Origin of the sequence: Pseudomonas sp. yb_2, assembly GCF_043103905.1 — a bacterium.
GTDB classification, from domain to species: domain Bacteria; phylum Pseudomonadota; class Gammaproteobacteria; order Pseudomonadales; family Pseudomonadaceae; genus Aquipseudomonas; species Aquipseudomonas alloputida.
In genome coordinates this window covers 80,858-102,322 of sequence record NZ_JBICKH010000073.1, presented here as the reverse complement: position 1 = coordinate 102,322, position 21,465 = coordinate 80,858, and the positions used below count along the sequence as shown (strand labels likewise).

Genomic DNA, 21,465 nt, shown 5'->3' with positions numbered 1-21,465 from the left:
TCAGGCAAAAGCGGGTTTTGAAGAGACTGGATTAGGATGAAAGAACACCCTCTCTCGGATTGGTCCTACAGCTACTTCGCCAATTTCCTCGTAACCCTGACGCTGGTAAAAAGCCAGGTAGTGCTCGTTACCGGTGTCCAGCACCACCCCTTGGGTGCCTGGGTCTTCCGCGCACCAGTCGTGCACAGCTTGTAACAATTGCTCGCCGTAGTGCTTGCCCTGAAACTGCGGATGCACCCCCAGCAAAGGCAACACATGCACCTGGTCAGTGGGCAGACAGCTGGCCAATGCAGCCTGGTAGTCCATGTAGCGCCGCGTACAGCGCAGGCCGGTACCCAGCATCATGCGCAGGCGCCAGGCCCAGCTGTCGGCCACGCCCAGCCGGCGCTGCGGCGGCACGATCAGGGCCAGGGCAATCAGGCGGTCCTCGACCAGCAGGCCGATGGCGGGCAGTTGCAGGTAGAAGTGCTGGCGCACCCATTCGCGCACCATCACCCGCAGGCGCCGCTCATACCCCGGGCGCTGGGCTTCGAAGATATAGGCGAAGGTGGGCTCGTGGCGGTAGGCGTTGTACAGCAGCGAACGTGCCTCGCGGCTGTAACCGTCGTCGAGCAGGCAGACACGGGCCGGGGCGGCTGTGGTTTCGGGCATTGCGGGCAGACCTCCTGGAATGGGCATTCAGTGCCTTGGAGGTGCCCCAGCGCGCTTCGTTCACCCCCAACAGCACGTTAGCAGCAGGCTCGCCTGGCCGCCATGCTGGTGATGCAGGTCGATGTCGGCTAGCATCGCGCCTTTTACCGGGATTGTCTTTCCATGAAGATCGTCTGTTTCAACATCAACGGCCTGCGGGCCCGCCCGCATCAGCTGGCGGTGCTGATCGAAAAGCACCAGCCGGACGTGATCGGCCTGCAGGAAACCAAGGTCAGCGACGATCAGTTCCCGCTGGCCGACGTGCAGGCACTGGGTTACCACGTGCACTACCATGGCCAGAAAGGCCACTACGGCGTGGCCCTGCTGTCGCGCCAGGCGCCGCTGAGCCTGCACAAGGGCTTTGCCACCGACGAAGAGGATGCCCAGCGCCGCTTCATCTGGGGTACCTTCGCCGATACCGAGGGCAGCCCGATCACCATCATGAACGGCTATTTCCCCCAGGGTGAAAGCCGCGACCACCCCACCAAGTTCCCGGCCAAGCAGCGCTTCTACAGCGACCTGCAGGCACTGCTGGAAAGCCAGTTCCGCAACGACCAGCCAGTGCTGGTGATGGGCGACATGAACATCTCGCCGCAAGACTGTGATATCGGCATTGGCCCGGACAACGCCAAACGCTGGCTGAAGACCGGCAAGTGCAGCTTCCTGCCGGAAGAGCGTGAGTGGATGGAACGTTTGAAAGGCTGGGGGTTGGTAGACAGCTTCCGCCACCTGTACCCGGACGTGACCGACCGTTTCAGCTGGTTCGACTACCGAAGCCGCGGCTTCGAGGACGAGCCCAAGCGCGGCCTGCGCATCGACCTGATCATGGCCTCACAGCAGCTGGTGCCGCGCATCAAGGCAGCGGGCGTGGACTATGAGCTGCGCGGGATGGAAAAGCCGTCGGACCATGCGCCGATCTGGCTGGAGTTGAGCTGATTCTGGTGACGGGCCCAAGGTGCACGCCTTGGGCCCACACTCACAACCCCAACCTCAACGCCTCCCCCACCCCCGCCCCACGCACATCGTCCGCCGCGCTGACCAAGGCAAAGTTATAAGCCCCATGCGACCAGTACCGCGCCTCCAGCTGGCCATCGACCCGCTGCCCGTCCGGCATGCGCCGATAAAGGTTGCCCGGCGAGCGCAGGAACAGGCTGATGCGCTGGCCCTTGCCATCTTCGAATACCAGTAATGCAGCCGGCCCCTGCTCGTTGCTGAGCAAGCGCGCGCCCACCGGTTTGAAGCCATACCCCGCCAGGTCCGGTAACTGGCCCACCCGGCTGAAATGGCGGCCCAGCCAGTCGCGCAACTGCCCAGGATCACTGGCCTGGATATCCAGGGCTTCACTGCCGGCGAACAAACGGTGCGCCTGAACAGCATCAGCCATGGGCAGGTCGACCCGCGCCAGGGTTGCATCGCGCACTTGCCAGCCGCCCAAGCCCCCCACACCCAACGCCAGCATCACTACCGCCGCCGCAGCCCAGCGCCGCTGCCGACGCTGGCGCAATTGCCGACGCAACTGGCCAAGGTCCAGCTGCGCCGCACCGGGCAGCTCGCCCAACCCGGCCAGCGCTGTGCGCAGCCTTCGGGCATCGGCGCGCCAGCCTTCCACCCGTGCCGCAGCTTGCGGGTTGGCCGCCAGCCAGGCCTGCACCTCGGCCCGGCGCACAGGTTCCAGGCGTTCATCGACGAAAGCGTGCAATTCATCATCGCTGGGGATCAGCCGCGTCATTTCAGTCTCCGCAAGGCCGGGGGTTGGGGGTTGCCCTCGGTCAATTCGCGCAAGGCATTGCGCGCGCGCGACAGGCGCGACATCACAGTGCCGATGGGGATGCCCAAGGCCTGGGCGGCCTCCTTGTAACTCAAGCCTTCGATGCTGACCAGCAACAACAAGGCACGCTGCTCCGCCGTCAGCCGGGCAAAGGCCTGCAGGTCGGCCTGTGCCAGGACGATGGTTTCGAGGTTGTCACCGACCGGCTCATCGTCGTGCTCGTTACGGCCGAACCAGGACAACCAGCGCGCATGCAATCGCTCACGGCGCTTACCGTCGAGGAACTGTCGATACAGGATGGTGAACAGCCAGGCACGCAGGGCATCGGCGTCCCGTTGCTGGTCGCGACGGCTCAGGGCCCGCTCGACCGTAGCCTGCACCAGGTCGTCGGCGCTGCCCGGCTCGCGGGTCAGCCACACGGCAAAGCGGCGCAGGCGGGCCAGCAGCTCGCGCCACTGGTGGTCGTCCAAATCATGCATGGCTAGGTCCCGGCCTCTGGGGTTGTCAGTGTAAAGGGCAGACGCCTGTGAACAAATTCTATTCCCGATCAGGGAATAACTTTTTCTCTGACACGTCGTACTGGCACCTTCACTGAACCGGACGATGACCATGAACACACCCTTGCACGGCCCGGCCAAAGCCTTGCGCCTGGCCGCCATTGGCGGCGTGCTGCTGGCCGCAGGTGCCGGCTTTGCCTATGCCGCTGGCTGGCTCGGCGCCCCCCGACTGACGCCACAGCGCATCATCGACACCTTCGAAGCCCAGGCCGGGCATTACCCAGGCTATCGCAAGAACCACGCCAAGGGCTTGTGCGTGAGCGGCTACTTCCAGGCCAGCGGGCAGGCCGCCAACCTGTCCACGGCGCGCGCCTTCAGCCAGCAACGGGTGCCGGTGGTTGGCCGTTTTGCCATCGGCGGTGCCAACCCGTTCGCCCCGGATACGGGTATACCGGTACGCAGCCTGGCGATTGAGCTGAGCACCGATGACGGCCAGATCTGGCGGACGGGCATGAACAACCCACCGGTGCTGGCAGTCAGCACGCCGCAAGCGTTCTACCAGCAAGTACTGGCGAGTGCACCAGACCCGGCGACCGGCAAACCGGACCCTGGCAAGCTGCAGGCGTTCTTCGCCGCCCACCCGGAAAGCGCGGCGTTTCGCCAATGGGCGGCGGGTTACAAACCCAGCGACAGCTTCGCCAACACGCAATACCACAGTATCAATGCCTTCCGCCTGATCGACGCAGCTGGCGCGGCCCACCCGGTGCGTTGGCAGCTCGAGCCACAAACTGCATTTGCAGCATTACCCGCGCAAGTTGATGACAAGCAATTCCTGCAACACGACTTGCAGCAGCGCCTTGCCCAAGGCCCATTGCGCTGGACGCTGCGCCTGGTACTGGCCGAACCAGGCGATGACGTGGACGACCCTGCCCGGCCGTGGCCCGCCGAGCGGCGCAGCGTGGACGCCGGCACCCTGGTGCTGGAACAGGTAGACGCCCCCGAGCAAGGGGCCTGCCGCGACCTCAACTTCGACCCACTGATCCTGCCGCGCGGTATAGAGGCATCGGCCGACCCGATCCTCGCCGCCCGCTCGGCCGCCTATTCGGAATCCTTCAACCGCCGTAGCCGCGAATCGCTCAGCACCGGAGCCAAGCCATGAAACCTCAAGCCTTCCACCCTTTCGCCCGCTTGTTGCACTGGCTGATGGCCGTGCTGATTCTGGCCATGCTGTTCATCGGCGTGAGCATGGTCGCCGACCTGTCGCTACGCCACCCGGTGCTGATCAGCCTGCACAAGGCCACCGGGCTGGCCCTGCTGGTGCTGGTGGTACTGCGCATCGCTGTGCGCCTGACCCTACCTCACCCGCCCCTGCCGAACGACCTGCCAAAACTGCAGCGCTGGGCCGCCGGAGCCTCGCATCTGCTGCTCTATGGCCTGATGCTGGCCATGCCGCTGCTGGGCTGGGCCATGCTGTCGGCAGGCGATTACCCGCGCCCGCTCGGCTTGCCCGCCATCGCCCCCCACAACCTGCAGCTATATGCCGTGTTGCGCCAGGCCCATGGCTGGGCCGGCTACCTGCTGTTTGCCACGGTGCTGGTGCATGTGGGGGCAGCCTTGATGCATGCATGGGTGCGTCGCGACGGTGTGTTGCGTAGCATGTGGCCTGGCCCCTTGCACCGCAGCGAATGAACGGTAGCAGCACGGGGTTCGACAATCGATAATGATTCCTAATAATATCGATTTTGTTTGCCACTCTGCCCTGGACTGCCCATGAACGTCGCAAAGGATCCTGCAACCCTTCTGCCTGCCAGCACCCTGAACCTGCGCCCGCTGTTGCTGGCCAACATGGCCTGCACCATGTCGATGATGGCCTTCGTCGCCCTGATCGGCCCGATAGCCCGTCAGCTTGGCATGGCCACCTGGCAAGCCGGCGCCGCCGTGACCGTGGCTGGCGTGGTCTGGGTGCTGCTGGCCCGGCCCTGGGGCCGCGCGGCAGACCGCCTGGGCCGCCGGCGCATCCTGCTGCTGGGCAGCGCCGGCTTTACCCTGGCCTACTGGCTGCTGTGCCTGTTCGTCGAAGGCGCCCTGCGCTGGATGCCGGGGGCGACCTTGGCGTTCATCGGCCTGATGATCGCGCGCGGTTGCATCGGCGCCTTTTATGCCGCCATCCCGGTAGGCTGCAATGCGCTGATCGCCGACCATGTGGAGCCGCAACGCCGGGCGCGGGCCATGGCCTCACTGGGAGCAGCCAACGCCGTCGGTCTGGTGGTCGGGCCGGCGCTGGCCGCACTGCTGGCGCGGCACAGCCTGAGCCTGCCGTTCCATATCATGTCGCTGCTGCCGGCCACTGCCTTCCTCGTGCTGTTTTTCACCCTCAAACCACAGGCGCTGCCGCACAGCCACGCCCCCAGCCCGGTGCGGCTGAACGACCCGCGCCTGCGCCGGCCGCTGCTGGTGGCATTCAGCGCCATGCTCAGCGTGACCGTGTCACAGATCATCGTCGGTTTCTTTGCCCTTGACCGCTTGCATCTGGGCCCTGCCGAAGCGGCCCAGGCGGCTGGCATCGCCCTGACCACCGTGGGTGTGGCACTGATGCTGGCCCAGGTGATACTGCGCCAACTGGAGTGGCCACCGCTGAAGATGATCCGGGTGGGTGCCACGGTATCGGCACTGGGCTTTGCCTGTGGCTCGCTGGCCACCACGGCGCCGTGGCTGTGGGCTTGCTATTTTGTTGCGGCGGCCGGCATGGGCTTCGTGTTCCCGGCGTTTTCGGCACTGGCGGCCAATGCCATGCAGGCCTCCGAACAAGGCGCCACGGCCGGTTCCATTGGCGCCGCCCAAGGCATGGGCGCGGTGATCGGGCCGCTCGCCGGTACCTTGGTGTATGCCCTTGATCCGCGCTTGCCATTCCTGGCCGTGGCCGTGCTGTTGCTGCTGGTCGGGCTGTGGCCAATGCCGCGTGAGCAGCGGGTTTGAGAAGCACAGCGCGCAAGGGCGCAGAGTGTGTTTTAATGCGCATCGCTCATTATTATTGACACCTCTGATTACAAGGCGGCTATGGACACGGGGACGCGACTCAAACTGGTGCGTGAACGCAACAACCTCTCCCAACGGGAACTGGCCCGTCGCAGCGGGCTGACCAATTCGACGATCTCGCAGATCGAGCAGAATCGCGTCAGCCCTTCGGTCAGCTCCCTGAAAAAACTGCTCGAAGGCATTCCCATGAGCCTGGCGGAGTTTTTCAGCTTCGACGAGCCGGTGCGTGAGGAACGCTACGTATTCCGTGGTGGCGAACAACCCGACCTGGGCCGCAATGGCCTGCGCATGCTGCTGGTCGGCGCCAGCGTCGAAGGCCGCCAAATGCGCATGCTGCGTGAGCTGTACGCACCCGGCGCCGACTCTGGCGAGCCGATCGTGCACGCTGAAGGCGAAGAATGCGGGTTGGTCACCCGTGGCACCGTCGAGCTGTGGGTCGACGGCCAGGTCAGCGTGCTCAATTCGGGCGACGGCTACTACATCCCCACGACCCTGCCGCACAGCTTCAAGAACATCGGCCCGGATGAGGCCGAGATCATCAGCGCCAACACGCCGGCGAATTTCTGATCTTGACCCACAGACGTTCACCGAACGCCCGGGATGTCTACCAGTGCCTGCGCAATGTGGCCCTTGGCGTGCACCACCTTGAGGTGGCTGCACGCCGCGATGGCGGCCTGATCGATGTCGGCATCCAGGGCTGGCAACTGACGTTGGCCCTGGATACCGAAGGCCTGGCGCATTGCGTTCATTGCCAAGCCCCCGACGGCGAACAGGCCGGCCTCGAACACTGGCAGCGCTATGGCACCAACCCCGCCGACCTGCTCAGCCTGTGGGAGCGCACTCAGCTGGAGAGGCTGCTGGCCCCCTGACGTAGCGCCTCCTCGACAAAGTCCAGGCGGTCCTGGCCGAAGAACATCCCGTCACCGACAAAACAGGTGGGCGCGCCAAACACCCCGCGCGCCACAGCGGCCTCGGTCGCGTGCTTTAGCGCTGCTTTTACTTCGCTGTCAGCGGCCAGGGCATGAAAAACCTGTGGGTCGAAGCCTGCCTGCGCGAGTGTTTCATTCAGCACAGCGCTGTCGCTCAGGTTGCGGCGCTGTACCCATAGCCCAGTGAACAGCACCGATAGCAATGCCTCGAACCGATCCGGTGAACGCAACTGGGTCCCTGTCACGCCGCGCATCAACGTCAGGGTATTGACCGGGAAGCCCGGCGGCATCCCGAACGGCACACCGTAGCGTTCGGCAAAGCGGGCCAGGTCGGTGAACATGTAGCGCCCTTTGGCCGGGATCATGGCCGGCGAAGCATTGCCGGTAGCCTGGAAAACCCCGCCAAGCAGCATTGGCCGGTAGCGCAGCGTAGCGCCGTGGCGGGCACACAGGTTCGGCAGTTGGGTCCAGGCCAGGTAGCTGGCCGGGCTACCCAGGTCAAAAAAGAAATCGACAGACGTTTGCATGGTGACGGTCCTTGCATGTTAACGGGGGTTACCAGCGTTCCATCCAGGGGCGCAGGTCCAGCTCGAAGGTCCAGGCGTCGCGGGGCTGGGCGTGCAGGAACCAGTAACTGTCGGCAATGTGCGCCGGGTCAAGGATGCCATCCTGGTCCTTGAGGGCATAGCGCTCGGGGAAGCTGTCGCGGATGAAGGCCGTGTCGATGGCACCGTCCACCACCACATGGGCGACATGGATGTTGCGTGGCCCCAACTCGCGCGCCATGCTCTGTGCCAGGGCACGCAAGCCATGCTTGGCCCCGGCGAAGGCGGCAAAACCGGCTGCGCCGCGGGTACCGGCTGTAGCGCCGGTGAACAGGATTGTGCCGCGCTCACGCTGAACCATGCGCCGGGCCACCGCCTGCGCGGTGAGGAAACCGGCAAAGCAGGCCATTTCCCAGATCTTGAAGTACTTGCGTGGGGTTTCCTCGAGAATGCTGCACGGCACATTCGCACCGATATTGAAGACAAATGCCTCAATCGGACCTATATCACGCTCGATAGTCTCTACCAGTTCGGCCACCTCCTCTTCCTTGCGCGCATCAGAGCCAAAACCGTAGGCCTGGCCGCCAGCGGCGTGTATTTCCTCCAGCAGCGGCTGCAGTTTGTCGGCCTGGCGACGGGTTACGCAGGCAATATAGCCCTCACGCGCAAAACGCTTGGCGATCTCGCCGCCAGTGGCGTCGCCCGCCCCGATCACCAGCACGACTTTTTGTTGTTCTGACATGCCTGCCTCCATTGGTAAATGATCGTTTAGTAAACGAACGCTATGTTATGATCGCGGTCATCGTCAAGCCTGTTTGCCGAGGCATGTGAATGCGCTACTCCAACGAACACAAACAGCAAACCCGCGAGCGGTTGCTGGCCAGCAGCGGCGCGCTGGCCAAGCGCGGGGGTTTTGCCAGTACCGGCGTGGCCGGGTTGATGAAAGCGATCGGCCTGACCGGCGGTGCCTTCTACAACCACTTCCCGTCCAAGGACGACCTGTTTACCGAGGTGGTACGCCAGGAGCTGAGCAACAGCCCCCTGGCACGCCTGGCCAGCAAGGGAGCCAACCGTGAACGCCTGGGCCGCTGCCTGCAGCAGTACCTGAGCCTGGTCCACCTGCGCAATGCCGAAGGTGGATGCCCGTTGCCGCCGCTGGGTGTGGAAATCGCCCGGGCCGACACGCCGGTGCGTGAAGTGGCTGAGCACTGGCTGGTAGAACTGCACCGGGCCTGGAGCACAACCCTGGAGGATGAGCAGCTGGCCTGGGTGCTGATCAGCCAGTGCGTAGGGGCATTGCTGGTCGGGCGCATGCTGGCCAGTGAAAGCGTGCAAGCGCAGGTACTGGGCGCCAGCCGCCAGTTTGTCGAACAGGCCCTGCATGAGGCGGATTAGTGCCCTGCTGGGTTTGCTATTGGCCCTCCCTGCGCTTGCCGAACAGGCCTGCCCGCCTGGGCAGTATCAAGTGTGCCTGATGGGCTGCTTCTGCGCCCCGATCGACCCAGGCCAGGCCGGGCAGATCCTCAAGGATGTGGAGGTCATGGCCTCGTCCAGCCTGGCATACGCCTTGCGCCAGGCCCGCGACGAAGCCACGGCCAGCGGTGTGCAGCCGATTCCGTTGCATATTCGGGCGCAGCTGGAACCCTGGTATGACTTTGCCGTGCTCGACGCGGCGCGCTTCCGGGTGGGGGATGAGCAACAGATCAGCGCAGCCAATGCGCTAATGCAGAACCCCGATGTGAACGCCGTTACACTGATCGACACGATCATCTTCCGCCGGGCCGCCGATGCCGAGGACAACGTGGCCTTGTGGGCGCACGAGCTCAAGCATGTGCAGCAGTATCAGGAGCTGGGCGTGGAGGAATTTGCCCGACGCTATACGCGCAACTTCGACGACCTGGAGGGGCCGGCCTACAAGATCGAGGCCGAAGTCGACAAGGCGCTGCGCGAGCGTCGTTCAGGCCTGGCCCGCTGATCGCTGCCATTGCGCTCCACATCTACAGCGCCTGTCTTGCCCGGCGCAAAATTCAGCCGTTAGCGCGAACCAAGGTAGGAGCGGGTTTACCCGCGAATACGGTGGCGGCGGCAACGATGAACGACGGGTGGAGATTGGCCAGAAGGCCCGGCCTCTTCGCGGCTATCAACCCTTTGATACGACCAAGCTTTTCAGCTCTCAGCACCGCAGAAAAGCTTGACCGCCAACACAGCATCTACATGGGAACGTAAAGGCGCTCAAGACACCGCCGAAGCCTCCACCGCCTGCTCACGGCTGGCATAACGCTGCGCCAGCACAGCACACACCATCAGCTGTATCTGGTGGAACAGCATCAGCGGCAGGATCATCGCGCCAATGCCACTGCCCACGAACAACACCTGGGCCATGGGCACACCCGTAGCCAGGCTTTTCTTGGAGCCGGCAAACAGGATGGTGATGCGATCCTCAAGGTCAAAGCCCAGCGCCTTGCCAAGCAAGCGGGTGCCAAACAGCACCACTGCCAGCAGAATTGCGCACACCACGAACAACCCCGCCAAGTGCTGCGGCGATACGGTGTGCCACAAACCGGTAACCACGGCCTCACTGAAGGCGGTGTACACCACCAGCAGGATCGAACCCTGGTCCACCACCTTGAGCCAGCGCGCATTGCGCTTGACCCAGGCGCCGATCCAGCGCCGCGCGACCTGCCCGGCAACGAACGGCACCAGCAGCTGCAAAGTGATCTTCAACACCGCATCCAGGCCGGAACCTGTATCACCACCGGCGCCCAGTAGCAGCATCACCAGCAACGGGGTGAGGAAGATACCCAGCAGGCTGGAGGCCGCCGCGCTGCAGATGGCCGCTGGCACGTTACCGCGGGCCAGCGAGGTAAAGGCAATGGCCGACTGCACGGTTGCAGGCAAGGCACACAGGTACAGGATGCCCAGATAAAGCTCGTTACCCACCAGCGGTACGAACAGAGGTTTGAACGCCAGGCCCAGCAGCGGGAACAATACGAAAGTACAGGAGAACACCAGTAGGTGCAGGCGCCAGTGCCCGGCACCGGCAATGATGGCTTCACGGGACAGTTTGGCGCCATGCAGGAAGAACAACAGGCCAATGGCCAGGTTGGTCAGCCAGCCGAAATACACCGCGCCATCGCCCGAGCAAGGCAGTACGGTGGCGATGAGTACCACACCGAGCAAGGCCAGGGTGAAATTGTCAAATAACATGCGCAAATACTTCATCACTGTATCCATCTTGTCATGGTGGGTGGGCAGACGATAAGGTCTTTGGCTCCCCGTCGCTAACGCCGGAACCCCGAGTGGTATCGCTCAACGGACACGCTCCACAAAAGGACTCACCATGCTCCGCCCACGTCTGGCTGCACTTGCAGCCGCCATTACCCTTGCCTTAGGCCCTGCCAGCGCTCAGGCCGACGACCAGTTACAGGCCAAGGTCGACCAGATCATCCGCCCGCTCATGCAGGAACAAGGCATCACCGGCATGGCTGTGGCCATCTATGCACGCGACCACGCGCATTACTTCAGCTACGGTGTGGCCAGCAAGGCCGACAACGTACCGGTCAGCCGCGATACGCTGTTCGAGATCGGTTCGCTGAGCAAGACCTACACGGCCACCCTGGCCGCGCTTGCCAGCGCCGAGGGCAAGCTTGACCTCGAAGCCCCGGCCAAGCGCTATCACCCGGCATTGGCCGGCGTCCCCATCGGCGACGCGACGGTGCTGGAACTGGGCGCCTATAGCGCCGACTGCCTGCCACTGCAGTTCCCCGACACCGTACAAACACCGCAACAGGTAGTCGATTTCTTCCGCCACTGGCAACCTCGTGCCAAACCTGGCACCCAGCGCTGCTACTCCAACCCCAGCCTGGGTTTGTTCGGTGACCTGGCCGCCCGTGCGCAGCACCAACCGTTTTCCACGCTGATGAGTGAGGGCCTGCTGACGAAGATGGGCCTGAAAAACACCTACCTTCAGGTTCCGGCCAGCGCCCAGGGGCTTTATGCCCAAGGGTATGACGCCGACGACAAGCCGGTGCGTGTAGGGCCCGGCCCTTACGCCGATGAGGCCTACGGCATCAAAACCAGCGCCAGCGACCTGCTGCGCTATGTGCGGTTGCACATGCAGCCGCAGGGCCTGCCACCGGCCCTGGCGAAAGCCACCGCCATTACCCAGCAGGGCTACTTCCAGGTTGGCGCCATGACGCAAGGCCTGGGCTGGGAACGCTACCCCTACCCGGTCACGCTGAGCACACTGATCGATGGCAACAGCCCACAGCTGATCCGCGAACCGCAGGCCACCACTCGCTTGCAACCGGCCCTGCCCGCGCTACCGGCAGCCTGGTACAACAAGACCGGCGCCACCAACGGCTTCGGCGCGTACGCCGCGTTCGTGCCGGCAGAACAGCTGGCAGTCGTGCTGCTGGCCAATCGGAATTACCCCAACCAGGCGCGGGTTCAAGCCGCCTTCGACATCCTTTCCGGCTTATAACGCTCGCGTTGATTGTCGGACAAAACGACAGAATGTAGTGAGCAAAAATATTCACTACAAAATGGTTGACGCCGTTCATCGCGCTTGGGCATGATGAAGCCGTCTCCCCGATCGGGAGCGGTGGCAAGGGTGTTCCAGACGGCCTGCGCGGTAACGCAGGCCGTCCGTGGAGAGGGAAACTGTCCAAAAGGCAGCGTGAGAAAGCCCCTGTTGCGATGCTGCTGTAGCAGCCTTGGTAGTGCGCTACACCGTGATAGCGCCAACTGTGAAAATCACCTATGAATGGGTAATGGGGGCTTTATGATGAACTTGAACAACAATCCGACTATCGACCAATTGGCCCAGCTGTTCGCCGTGCGCAAGGACAGCCTTGACGACCATTTGCTGTGGGTTAGCCAAACCGGTGAAGTGCGCCTCGACCGCCTGCCACCGAACACCGTCGAAGATGAATTTGAAGAGCACCTGCCCAGCATGCGTGCCCGCTTCAAGGTCTACCGCCGTGGCCAAGGCTACGTCGGCAAGAAAGCCGCCGCCGACACTGAATTCGTTGGCCGCGTGCTGCAGACCCTGCAACAAGAATGGCCCGCTGCCCGTGAGCAGCAGGCAGTCAAGGTGATCGAACCGCTGAATTGAGGGTTCGCACCCTTACCAGAGCCCGGCCTGCATAGGCCGGGCTTTTTCATGCCTGGCGCCGCTGCAGACGGGTTTCCGGCAGAGGCAAGGCGCCTGTTGCCATCGCCCGGGCGCGGTCGACACCCCACACCAGCGCACGGGTCATGGTCTCGCCCGGCAGCGCGGGGTAATACTCTTCCAGCAACGCCCGCCCATCCCCGGCGTACAACCCCAGAAACAGCTGCGTCGCCCCCAGGCGCGACAAGCGCACCTGCACGTCCAGTGTGGTGCCGTCGCTGAGTGCTTCGTCGTGGCAGCGGCTGTGCAGCTGTGCGTCGGCCCACTGCCAATAGGTTTCTTCCCTGACTCGCATGAGCATTCAATCCTCCGTTGCTGGAATGCCGCGTCAGAAAACCACAGGCCGGGCCATCCGGCGAGCGCTACCGGGCAATACCATGAGGCGGATCAACGAATGGCAATAAAAACCCCGCCGTTGGGCGGGGTGTGTGCAGACGCGGGATCACTTCTTGAGCGGTACCCGCGGCATGAAGCGGCCTTTTTTGCTGCGCTGCAAATGTGCAGGCTGGAGCTGTTCGGAATCATCCAGCGTCATGTGGGCGAAACCCAGGCGAAATGCCGCCTGGCCGCAACGCACCTGGCTGTTGATCGGGAACGCATCGTTCAGGTCTTCGAAAAAGGATTCGCTCATGCCCAGTCTCCCTCCAGTGGCGGTCGCGTCGGCAACCAGACAAGTTGCCCAGGAAACGCGGCCTGTGAAAGTGAGACTAGCTGGTCATTTGCGGACCGACCGGACAAGAACCTTGTAGCCGACCAATGGCAAAGGGCTTTACTTCAGGCGCACTGCCGTACCGGTGGCAAATACCACGACCATGCCGCCCTGTACCGACGGCATGCTGATCTCAAAATCCACCCCCACTACCGCATCGGCTTGCAACTGTCGTGCCCGGGCCTTGAGTTCTTCAGTGGCCTGCTCCCGGGCCTCGCGCAGCGCGCTTTCCAGGGTTTGCGAACGGCCACCGAAGAAGTCGCGAAACCGTGCAAAGAAATCGCGCACGAAGTTGATGCCCTGCACCGATTCAGAACTGACCACGCCCAGGTATTCGGCAATCGGGCGGCCTTCGAGCTGGCTGGTGGTGGAAATGATCATGGATGCGCTCCGTTGGCCTGGCAGAAAGAGGCCGATTCTAACAGAGCGCAGGTCGGTAGATTTAAGCGCTTTACGCGTTGGCAGCCCGCAAACGCTGACCGATGCGCGCACCGAATACATTCACCAGCAGGCCGGCCATCACCAGCAATGCGCCCCAGCCCTGCGTAGCGGTCAGGCGCTCTCCCAGCAGCAACGCCGACGAACTCAGGCCAATCACCGGTACCAGCAGCGAGAACGGCGCCACTTTGCCTGCCGGGTGACGCGACAGCAACTTGCTCCACAGGCTGTAGCCGAGCATGGTGGCCACAAAGGCCAAATACGCCAGGGCCAGCACCGAACTCCAACTGATATTGGCCAAGGCATGGCCAATGCGCTCGGGGCCTTCCAGCCACCAGGACAGTGCCAGGAATGGAAGTGGCGGTATCAGCCCACCCCAGATCACCAACGCGACCAGGTCGACCGAGCCGAACCGTCGGGTAATGATGTTGCCCAGGCCCCACATCGCACCGCCACACAGGGTCAGCACCAACGCCAGCATGGGCACATGGCCGCCGTCTTCGCTGCCGATCAGTGCCAGGCCGCCGGCCGCCACCAGCAGCCCCAGCACGCTGGCCAGGCGCAGCCGCTCACCGAGAAACAACGCAGCAAAACCGAGGGTGAAGAAGGCTTGCGACTGCAGGATCAACGAAGCCAACCCTGGCGGCATGCCGCTGTACATGGCCTGAAACAGGAACGCGAACTGGCCCAGTGAAATGGTCGCACCGTAAGCGATCAGCCAGCGCCACGGCAGTTTGGGCCGCCTGACCAGCAAGATCGCCGGGAACGCCACCAGCAAGAAACGCAATGCCCCCAGCAACATCGGTGGCAGCCCGTCGAGGCCAACCTTGATGACCACAAAGTTGACGCCCCAGGCGACAATCACCACCAGGGCGATAAGCAGGTCCTTGAGTGGCATTGCGACTTCCTTCTGCAGGCTTTTTAGACATATTTCGTTACAGCATAACGGTATTCCTTGAGAAGGGACCAGCACAGTTGAAACCAATGGTTGCACTACAGTGACTGTTCCGTCCGCCCGCTGTCGGCTGGACGACTAACTGCCAAATCAGCAAGCACAGGTTCAATCCAGATAACCAGGCGCCACCTTTTCCAACATTCGCAACAACGCCGCCCACGCCAAGTGCAGCGCATCCGGGTCGGTCAGTTCCCCCTGCTTCAACCCTCTCCCCGGCGCGTTGAACTGCCGTTCGGTACGCACGCACACTTCGGTCGACGGCAATATCAGTTGCCCAGCACTTTGTGCCGCCAACTGGATCTCGCAAGCCTTCTCCAGGTAGTACATGCGCAAGAAGGCTTCAGCCACACTGCGCCCCGTGGTCAACAGCCCATGGTTGCGCAGCATCATCACCGGCTTGTTGCCCAGGTCGGCCACCAGCCGTTGCTGTTCATCCATGTCCAGCGCGACGCCCTCATAGGCGTGGTAAGCCACATTGCCGTAAAACTCCATGGACATCTGGTTGACCGGCAGCAGGCCACATTCCAATGCGGCCACCGCGCAGCCTGCGCGGGTGTGGGTGTGCAGCACGCACCGGGCATCCTCGCGGGCAGCGTGAATGGCACTGTGAATGACGAACCCGGCCGGGTTGACCGGGTGACGGGCAGCCCCCACCGGCCGCCCCTGCAGGTCGATCTTCACCAGGCTGGACGCTGTGATCTCCTCGAAGAGCAGGCCGTACGGGTTGATCAGGAAATGGTGCTCCGGCCCAGGCAGGCGCAGAGAGATATGCGTGAAGATGAGATCGCTCATGCGAAAGTGCGCGATCAGCCGGTAGCAGGCAGCCAGCTCCCGACGCAGGCTTAGTTCCGTTTCAGTCATCTTGTTGCCCCTTTACTGAACGCTATTTGCTGGCCCAGGCATTGAAGCGTTGCTCCAGTTCTTCGCCATGATCGACCCAGAATTCCACGTTCATGGCCAGCGCCCCTTGCAGGTTCTGTGGCGAAGTGGGTACCCAGTTGGCCAGCGCCGGGTCAAGCCTGGCCGCGGCTTGGGTATTGGTTGGCCCATAGGGTATCTGCTGCACATACCGCACCTGGGTATCCGGCTGATTGGCATAGGCAATCAGCCGCTTGGCCTGGTCGACATGCCGCGAGCCTTTGATGATCGCCCAATAGTCCATACCGTACAGGCTGCCAGGCCATACCACGGCCAACGGGCTGCCCTGCTGCGCCGCCACCGCAATTCGTCCGCTGTAGGTGGAGGTCATGACCACGTCACCGGCTGCCAGCCATTGCGCGGGTTGAGCGCCGGCGTCCCACCACTGGATATGGGGTTTGAGTTCGCTGAGTTTGGCGAAGGCCCGTTCGACACCTGCCGGGGTGGACAATACCCGGTAAACGTCCTCGACCTTGACCCCGTCAGCCAACAGTGCAAATTCCAGGTTGTACACGGCACGCTTGCGCAGGCCGCGCTTGCCAGGGTACTTGTCGACGTCCCAGAAGTCGGCCCACGACGCCGGCGCCTGGGCCAGTTTGCTGCGGTCGTAGGCAATAGCCACGCTCCAGACCAGCGCGGCCGACCCACAATCTTGTGCGGCTGCCGGGATCAGTTCGGCTGCATGGCCCAGGCGCTGCCAATCCAGGCGCTCGTAAATCCCCTCGTCGCAGCCGCGCATCAAGTCAGGGCCTTCGATCTGCACCACGTCCCAATCGACATTCCCGGTGTCGGCCATGACCTGGATCCGTGCCATTTCGCCGTTGTATTCACTCTGGATCAGCTGGCTGCCGTCCTGGGCAACGAAGGGCTTGAAGATCGCCTCATCCTGGGCCTTCTGGCCCGCACCGCCATAACCGACCACGACCATCTGCTGCGCAGCTTGCGCATTGCTCAGGCCAAGGGCCAACAAGGCTGCACAAAGGCCGGTCACACGTGGATATAGCTGCATCGTAGTTTCCTCCTGGCGGTGCCCGACGGGCCCGTTTTCTTGTTGTTCTGAGGTCACACCCTCGCCATGCGAGTGAGGAAAACCTAGACAGACGCAAGTAAAAAAACAAGTTGATTTTTTACTATCGCTACACTTTTATAAGTAAAAATAACAACACCGCACCGGAGCCGCCTGATGCAGACCGCCTTCCCACTCCTGTTCGAGCCCTTGCAGATCCGCGGCAAACGCTTGAAAAACCGCATCATGTCCACCGGTCACGACACCTGCCTGCCCACCGACAACCTGGTCAACGACAAGCTGATCGCCTACCAGCGCGACCGCGCTGCCGGCGGCGTCGGCCTGATCGTGCTGCAGGTCGCCGGGGTGCACGACAGTGCCCGCTACACCTCGCATGTGCTAATGGCCACTGACGATGCCTGCATCGAGGGCTACCGCCAGCTTGCCGAGGCCTGCCATGCGCACGGCACCGTGGTGCTGTCGCAACTGTTTCACCCTGGGCGGGAGATCATGGAGTCGGCAGACGGCCTGTTGGCGGTAGCCTACTCGGCGTCTGCGGTGCCCAATGAGCGCTTCCGGGTGATGCCACGGGCGCTGGACCAGGCAATGATCGACGAAATCGTCCAGGGCTACGCCAGCGCCGCCCGCCGCCTGCACCAGGCCGGCCTGGATGGCGTCGAGGTGGTGGCCAGCCATGGCTACCTGCCCGCGCAGTTTCTCAACCCGCGGGTGAACGTACGCAGTGATGGCTACAACGGTGACCTGGATCAGCGCCTGAGGTTCTTGCGCGAAGTGCTGGCCGCAGTGCGCGCGGCCACCGATGAGCAATTCATCATTGGCCTGCGCATCAGCGCTGACGAGCGCGACAGCCAGGGCCTGAGTGAGGACGAGTCACTGGCTGCTGCCATGGCCTTGCAGGGCCAGCTCGACTACCTGCATATCGTCGCCGGTACCTCGGCCTCGCTGGGTGGCGCGGTCCATATCGTGCCACCGATGGCCATCGAACCGGCGTACCTGGCCCGCGAGGCTGGCACCTTCAAGCAACAGCTGGCTATCCCCCTGTTCGTCACCGGGCGCATCAACCAGCCCCAGGAAGCCGAGCTGATCCTGGCCCGCGGCCAGGCTGATGTGTGCGGCATGACCCGGGCGCTGATCTGCGATCCGTCGATGCCAGCCAAGACCGAACGCGGCCAGGTCGAAGACGTGCGCGCCTGCATCGCCTGCAACCAGGCATGCATCGGCCATTTCCATCGTGGCTTGCCCATTTCCTGCATCCAGCGCCCGGAAACCGGGCGTGAGTTGCAGTACGGGCACCTCACGCCCACTTCCTCGCCCAAACGCATAATGATCGCCGGCGGCGGGCCGGCCGGCATGAAGGCCGCCGCCGTGGCCGCCGCGCGCGGGCACCAGGTCACGCTGTACGAGGCGGGCCCGCAGCTCGGTGGGCAGGTGCTACTGGCCCAGCTACTGCCACGGCGTAGCGAGTTCGGGGGTGCCAGTACCAACCTGCAACGGGAAATGGCCCTGGCAGGTGTAGAAGTGGTGCGCAACACCCGGGTCGACCGCGCACTGGTCGAACGTGAGCGCCCTGATCTGGTCATTGCTGCTACCGGAGCCACCCCCTACTGGCCGGCGTTCGAGCGTACCGGCGAGCTTCAGGTAGTGGACGCCTGGCAACTGCTGCGCAATGAAGTGAAACCGGGGCGTTCGGTGCTGGTGATCGACTGGCGCTGTGACTGGATCGGCCCCGGTATCGCCGAACGCCTGGTGCGCGAAGGCCATCAGGTCCAGTTGGCGGTCAACGGCACTCATTGCGGCGAGAGCCTGCCGCTTTACGTACGTGACCAACTGGCCGGCGAGCTGCATCGCCTGGGTATCCCTGTCACCCCATACGCACGCCTGTACGGCAGCGACGACAACACGGTGTACCTGCAGCACACCGCCAGCGGCGATCCGATGATCTTCGAAGGCATCGACACCTTGGTGCTGTGCATGGGGCATCAACCGCAAGACCGCCTGGCCACTGAACTGGCAGGTGTGGTGGACGTACGGCGGATTGGCGACTGCCTGGCGCCGCGCACGGCCGAAGAAGCGATTCACGATGGCCTGACGGTTGCCTGGGCGCTCTGAGGCTGTACATACTGCGGCTTTTGCGATGGACCGACGCGCATGAGCCAACCCCCCCAGCCCCCCGCCAGCGAACCCGGGGGCGCCGCGCCGCAGTTCCTCGGCACCCGCATCCGCGGCCTGCGCAAGCGCCGCGGCATGACCCTGGCGGAGCTGGCCGCACACAGTGAACTGACCGCAGGCTACATCAGCCAGCTGGAGCGCAACCTCTCCTACCCGTCGATCCCGGCGCTGTTCAACATCGCCCGCAGCCTGGGCGTGACCATCCAGTGGTTCTTCGCCAGCGAGGCCACCACCGCGCCCGAAGACCAAGGCTATGTGGTGCGGCGCAACAGCCGCCTGAGCGTGCATTACGAAGATGGCATCGTCGATCAACTGCTCACCCCCCAGCCCAACCGCCAGCTGGAGATGCTGCACTCACGTTTCCCGCCAGGTACCTACAGCCAGCAAAGCTACAGCCACGACGGCGAAGAAGCCGGTTACCTGCTCAGCGGCACGTTTGAGCTGTGGGTAGGCGAGCGGCATTTCCAGCTGAGTGAAGGCGACAGCTTCAGCTTCTCGAGCCAGGAACCTCACCGCTACGGCAACCCCGGTGAAGTGGATGCCGTGGTGATCTGGGTGATCACGCCGCCAACATTCTGAAGCACTCCAGCAAGCCCTGGTAACACCGTTGACCGGCAATACGGTCTACCTTGTCCACCGAACTTCAAAGGAGCACAACCATGAAGCAGATCCTGATCATTGGTGCGGGCTTTGCCGGCCTGTGGAGCGCACTCAGCGCCATCCGCCAGCTTGACCTCAACGGCAGCAAGGGCGTCGAGGTCACCTTGCTCGCGCCCCAGGCTGAACTGCATGTGCGTCCGCGCTTCTACGAGCCAGACGTGCATACCATGGCCGCACCACTGCAGGCGCTGTTCGACGCTGTCAATGTCCGTTTCGTGCAGGGCACGGCCTACCACATCGATGAAGCGGCCCGCCGCGTGGGCTATCGCACTCGCAGCGGCACTCGCTGCACCCTGCCCTACGACCGTCTGATCATGGCCTGCGGCAGTGAGCTCGAGCGCCCTGACATGGTCGGCATCGAGCATGCCTTCGACGTCGACAAGCTCGACAGCGCCGCACGCCTGGAAGCCCACCTGAAGTCACTGGCCAGCCTGCCGAACACGCCGGCACGCAATACCGTGGTGGTAGCCGGGGGCGGTTTTACCGGCATCGAGACGGCCACCGAATTGCCGGCCCGCTTGCGCGCGATACTGGGTGAAGACGCCGCGTTGCGCATAGTGGTAATCGACCGCGGCGCCAGGATTGGCGCAGCCCTGGGTGACGGCATTCGCCCAGCCATCGAGCAGGCATGCGAGGCACTGGGCGTGGAGTGGGTTTGCGGTGCCACAGTAGTTTCGGTAGACCCTGCCGGTGTGCAGCTGGACAACGGCCAGCGGATCGACGCCAGCACGGTGGTCTGGACGGTTGGCTTCAAGGCCAACCCGCTCACCGAACAGATCAGCGGCGAGCGCGACAACCGCGGCCGCTTGCATGTCGATGGCAACCTGAAGGTCAAGGGCAATGATGCCGTGTATGCAGCTGGAGACGTGGCCTACGCCACCTGTGACGAGCTTGGCAATCATGCCGTGATGTCGTGCCAACATGCGATTGCGCTGGGGCGCCATGCGGGCAACAATGCCGCTGCCGAGTTGCTTGGCGTAGCACCAACGGCTTACAGCCAGCCCAAGTACGTGACGTGCCTGGACCTGGGGGCCTGGGGCGCGGTGTACACCGAAGGATGGGACCGTGAGGTTTCGCCACCGGAGGACAAGGCCGAAGCCAAGGCGCTGAAGCGCCAGATCAATTCAGTGTGGATTTATCCGCCAGCGGCTGACCGGGCATCGGCCCTGGCGGCAGCTGATCCGCTCATCCCGGTGGCCTGAACGCTTCTACAGGTTGGAGTGGCCTTGTGTTTCGACAGGGCCACGCTTGCAACCAAACGCTCCCTTGATCAGGCAGCCGCAAACAGCTCGCTGGCAATCTGCGCCTGTGCAGCATCGATCGCCTGGCTGCGCTGCTCCGGGCCATAGGCCAGGCCGTGGGCCCGGACGATTTCCAGGTCAGTAATCCCGATGAAGCCCAGGAACACTTTCAGGAAGTCTTCATGCCCGGCGCCAGTCGGCTGGCCAGCGTGCAGGCCACCCGCAGTGGAAACCAGCACCACTTTCTTGTTGCCGCACAGGCCTTGCGGGCCGGCTTCGGTGTAGCGGAAGGTCTTGCCGGCGACGGCTACGCGGTCAATCCAGGCTTTGAGCTGGGTCGGCACGGTGAAGTTGTACATGGGCGCACCAATCACCACGGCATCGGCAGCCAGGAACTCTTCGAGCGTCTCGGCGCTCAGCTTGGCTTCGAAAGCCTGGGCCGCGTCGCGTACGTCTTCAGGGGTGCCTGCAGCGACCAGGGTGGCAGCGGAGAAGTGGGCGATGGCATCGGCAGCCAGGTCGCGATAAACCACTTCAACGCTTGGGTCTGCAGCCTTCCAGGCTTCGACCACTTCACGGCTCAGCTGACGCGAGGCGGAATTGTCGCCCAGGATGCTCGAATCGATGTGCAACAGTTTCATGGGACTCTCCTGTGAGTGAAGACCGCAGCTGTGGGCGATCACGATGGGGAGAATCCTACCGAGATGATC

General features: G+C 63.4%; 26 protein-coding genes. 13 read left to right on the top strand and 13 right to left on the bottom strand.

The window, feature by feature from the left end; all coding sequences use genetic code 11:
• Positions 1–651, bottom strand: a complete 651-nt coding sequence (locus ACF8FB_RS18845) for an N-acetyltransferase (RefSeq protein ID WP_004576713.1) — start codon at positions 649–651, stop codon at positions 1–3.
• Between the two features lie 162 nt (positions 652–813).
• Between ACF8FB_RS18845 and xthA the strand changes: the two genes are divergently transcribed.
• On the top strand, positions 814–1,626 hold the full coding sequence (gene xthA, locus ACF8FB_RS18840; protein ID WP_392511665.1) for an exodeoxyribonuclease III: 813 nt from the start codon (positions 814–816) through the stop codon (positions 1,624–1,626).
• Positions 1,627–1,666: 40 nt separating this feature from the next.
• Here the strand turns inward: xthA and ACF8FB_RS18835 are convergent, their stop codons facing one another.
• Both ACF8FB_RS18835 and ACF8FB_RS18830 read right to left on the bottom strand, forming a co-directional pair.
• Positions 1,667–2,419 carry an anti-sigma factor gene (locus tag ACF8FB_RS18835; RefSeq protein WP_010953792.1) on the bottom strand — a complete coding sequence of 251 codons (753 nt, stop codon included), beginning with the start codon at positions 2,417–2,419 and terminating at the stop codon, positions 1,667–1,669.
• Positions 2,416–2,937, bottom strand: coding sequence for a sigma-70 family RNA polymerase sigma factor (locus tag ACF8FB_RS18830; protein WP_004577197.1), 522 nt, complete (start codon positions 2,935–2,937; stop codon positions 2,416–2,418). The genes ACF8FB_RS18835 and ACF8FB_RS18830 overlap by 4 nt, the downstream gene beginning before the upstream one ends.
• Positions 2,938–3,061: 124 nt before the next feature.
• On the opposite strand from ACF8FB_RS18830, the gene ACF8FB_RS18825 reads away from it, so the two are divergent.
• From ACF8FB_RS18825 to ACF8FB_RS18805, 5 genes are all read left to right on the top strand, one after another.
• Positions 3,062–4,114: a catalase family peroxidase gene (locus ACF8FB_RS18825; protein ID WP_392511664.1), complete on the top strand. Its 1,053-nt coding sequence runs from the start codon at positions 3,062–3,064 to the stop codon at positions 4,112–4,114.
• A complete protein-coding gene (locus ACF8FB_RS18820; RefSeq protein WP_064491068.1) occupies positions 4,111–4,644 on the top strand; it encodes a cytochrome b in 534 nt (177 codons plus the stop codon). Before ACF8FB_RS18825 ends, ACF8FB_RS18820 begins: the two co-directional genes overlap by 4 nt.
• An 81-nt stretch (positions 4,645–4,725) precedes the next feature.
• A complete protein-coding gene (locus ACF8FB_RS18815) occupies positions 4,726–5,931 on the top strand; it encodes an MFS transporter (RefSeq protein ID WP_003248036.1) in 1,206 nt (401 codons plus the stop codon).
• An 81-nt stretch (positions 5,932–6,012) separates the two neighbouring features.
• Positions 6,013–6,558, top strand: coding sequence for a cupin domain-containing protein (locus tag ACF8FB_RS18810; RefSeq protein ID WP_003248033.1), 546 nt, complete (start codon positions 6,013–6,015; stop codon positions 6,556–6,558).
• A 2-nt stretch (positions 6,559–6,560) separates the two neighbouring features.
• Entirely contained in the window at positions 6,561–6,860 is a 300-nt protein-coding gene (locus ACF8FB_RS18805; protein ID WP_350297773.1) for a hypothetical protein, read from the top strand.
• On the opposite strand, the gene ACF8FB_RS18800 is transcribed toward ACF8FB_RS18805, so the two are convergent.
• Positions 6,833–7,447: a 2-hydroxychromene-2-carboxylate isomerase gene (locus tag ACF8FB_RS18800; RefSeq protein WP_104961848.1), complete on the bottom strand. Its 615-nt coding sequence runs from the start codon at positions 7,445–7,447 to the stop codon at positions 6,833–6,835. The two genes, ACF8FB_RS18805 and ACF8FB_RS18800, sit on opposite strands and share 28 nt — an antisense overlap.
• A gap of 28 nt (positions 7,448–7,475) precedes the next feature.
• Positions 7,476–8,207: an SDR family oxidoreductase gene (locus ACF8FB_RS18795; protein WP_010953786.1), complete on the bottom strand. Its 732-nt coding sequence runs from the start codon at positions 8,205–8,207 to the stop codon at positions 7,476–7,478.
• An 89-nt stretch (positions 8,208–8,296) separates the two neighbouring features.
• On the opposite strand from ACF8FB_RS18795, the gene ACF8FB_RS18790 reads away from it, so the two are divergent.
• Positions 8,297–8,860 (top strand): TetR/AcrR family transcriptional regulator, encoded by a 564-nt coding sequence (locus tag ACF8FB_RS18790; RefSeq protein ID WP_010953785.1) that lies wholly within the window; start codon positions 8,297–8,299, stop codon positions 8,858–8,860.
• Positions 8,847–9,440, top strand: coding sequence for a DUF4157 domain-containing protein (locus ACF8FB_RS18785; protein WP_010953784.1), 594 nt, complete (start codon positions 8,847–8,849; stop codon positions 9,438–9,440). The genes ACF8FB_RS18790 and ACF8FB_RS18785 overlap by 14 nt, the downstream gene beginning before the upstream one ends.
• A gap of 257 nt (positions 9,441–9,697) precedes the next feature.
• Here ACF8FB_RS18785 and ACF8FB_RS18780 read toward each other — a convergent pair whose 3' ends face one another.
• Complete coding sequence (locus ACF8FB_RS18780; RefSeq protein WP_010953782.1) at positions 9,698–10,699, bottom strand: bile acid:sodium symporter family protein; 1,002 nt, start codon at positions 10,697–10,699, stop codon at positions 9,698–9,700.
• 106 nt (positions 10,700–10,805) lie between these two features.
• On the opposite strand from ACF8FB_RS18780, the gene ampC reads away from it, so the two are divergent.
• Both ampC and ACF8FB_RS18770 read left to right on the top strand, forming a co-directional pair.
• Positions 10,806–11,948 carry a class C beta-lactamase gene (gene ampC / locus ACF8FB_RS18775; protein ID WP_010953781.1) on the top strand — a complete coding sequence of 381 codons (1,143 nt, stop codon included), beginning with the start codon at positions 10,806–10,808 and terminating at the stop codon, positions 11,946–11,948.
• Between the two features lie 300 nt (positions 11,949–12,248).
• Positions 12,249–12,581, top strand: coding sequence for a hypothetical protein (locus ACF8FB_RS18770; protein WP_003253895.1), 333 nt, complete (start codon positions 12,249–12,251; stop codon positions 12,579–12,581).
• A 46-nt stretch (positions 12,582–12,627) separates the two neighbouring features.
• On the opposite strand, the gene ACF8FB_RS18765 is transcribed toward ACF8FB_RS18770, so the two are convergent.
• From ACF8FB_RS18765 to ACF8FB_RS18740, 6 genes are all read right to left on the bottom strand, one after another.
• The gene (locus tag ACF8FB_RS18765; RefSeq protein WP_010953779.1) at positions 12,628–12,939 is read right to left on the bottom strand and encodes a hypothetical protein; all 312 of its coding nucleotides are present in this window, start codon (positions 12,937–12,939) and stop codon (positions 12,628–12,630) included.
• A 141-nt stretch (positions 12,940–13,080) separates the two neighbouring features.
• Entirely contained in the window at positions 13,081–13,269 is a 189-nt protein-coding gene (locus ACF8FB_RS18760; RefSeq protein ID WP_003253897.1) for a hypothetical protein, read from the bottom strand.
• A gap of 138 nt (positions 13,270–13,407) precedes the next feature.
• On the bottom strand, positions 13,408–13,728 hold the full coding sequence (locus ACF8FB_RS18755) for a YbjQ family protein (RefSeq protein ID WP_003258990.1): 321 nt from the start codon (positions 13,726–13,728) through the stop codon (positions 13,408–13,410).
• Between the two features lie 70 nt (positions 13,729–13,798).
• Positions 13,799–14,683: an EamA family transporter gene (locus ACF8FB_RS18750; RefSeq protein WP_003253899.1), complete on the bottom strand. Its 885-nt coding sequence runs from the start codon at positions 14,681–14,683 to the stop codon at positions 13,799–13,801.
• Between the two features lie 162 nt (positions 14,684–14,845).
• Positions 14,846–15,601: a class II aldolase/adducin family protein gene (locus tag ACF8FB_RS18745; protein WP_392511663.1), complete on the bottom strand. Its 756-nt coding sequence runs from the start codon at positions 15,599–15,601 to the stop codon at positions 14,846–14,848.
• A gap of 22 nt (positions 15,602–15,623) precedes the next feature.
• The gene (locus tag ACF8FB_RS18740) at positions 15,624–16,667 is read right to left on the bottom strand and encodes an ABC transporter substrate-binding protein (RefSeq protein WP_049586164.1); all 1,044 of its coding nucleotides are present in this window, start codon (positions 16,665–16,667) and stop codon (positions 15,624–15,626) included.
• Between the two features lie 174 nt (positions 16,668–16,841).
• Here ACF8FB_RS18740 and ACF8FB_RS18735 point away from each other — a divergent pair, with 174 nt between their 5' ends.
• The 3 genes from ACF8FB_RS18735 to ACF8FB_RS18725 all read left to right on the top strand — a co-directional run bounded on the left by ACF8FB_RS18735 (position 16,842) and on the right by ACF8FB_RS18725 (position 20,716).
• On the top strand, positions 16,842–18,794 hold the full coding sequence (locus ACF8FB_RS18735) for an FAD-dependent oxidoreductase (RefSeq protein ID WP_392511662.1): 1,953 nt from the start codon (positions 16,842–16,844) through the stop codon (positions 18,792–18,794).
• A gap of 39 nt (positions 18,795–18,833) precedes the next feature.
• Positions 18,834–19,433, top strand: coding sequence for a helix-turn-helix domain-containing protein (locus ACF8FB_RS18730; RefSeq protein ID WP_014591264.1), 600 nt, complete (start codon positions 18,834–18,836; stop codon positions 19,431–19,433).
• Positions 19,434–19,513: 80 nt separating this feature from the next.
• On the top strand, positions 19,514–20,716 hold the full coding sequence (locus ACF8FB_RS18725) for an NAD(P)/FAD-dependent oxidoreductase (RefSeq protein ID WP_010953772.1): 1,203 nt from the start codon (positions 19,514–19,516) through the stop codon (positions 20,714–20,716).
• 68 nt (positions 20,717–20,784) lie between these two features.
• Here the strand turns inward: ACF8FB_RS18725 and ACF8FB_RS18720 are convergent, their stop codons facing one another.
• Positions 20,785–21,396: an FMN-dependent NADH-azoreductase gene (locus tag ACF8FB_RS18720; protein ID WP_010953771.1), complete on the bottom strand. Its 612-nt coding sequence runs from the start codon at positions 21,394–21,396 to the stop codon at positions 20,785–20,787.
• Positions 21,397–21,465 lie beyond the last annotated feature (69 nt).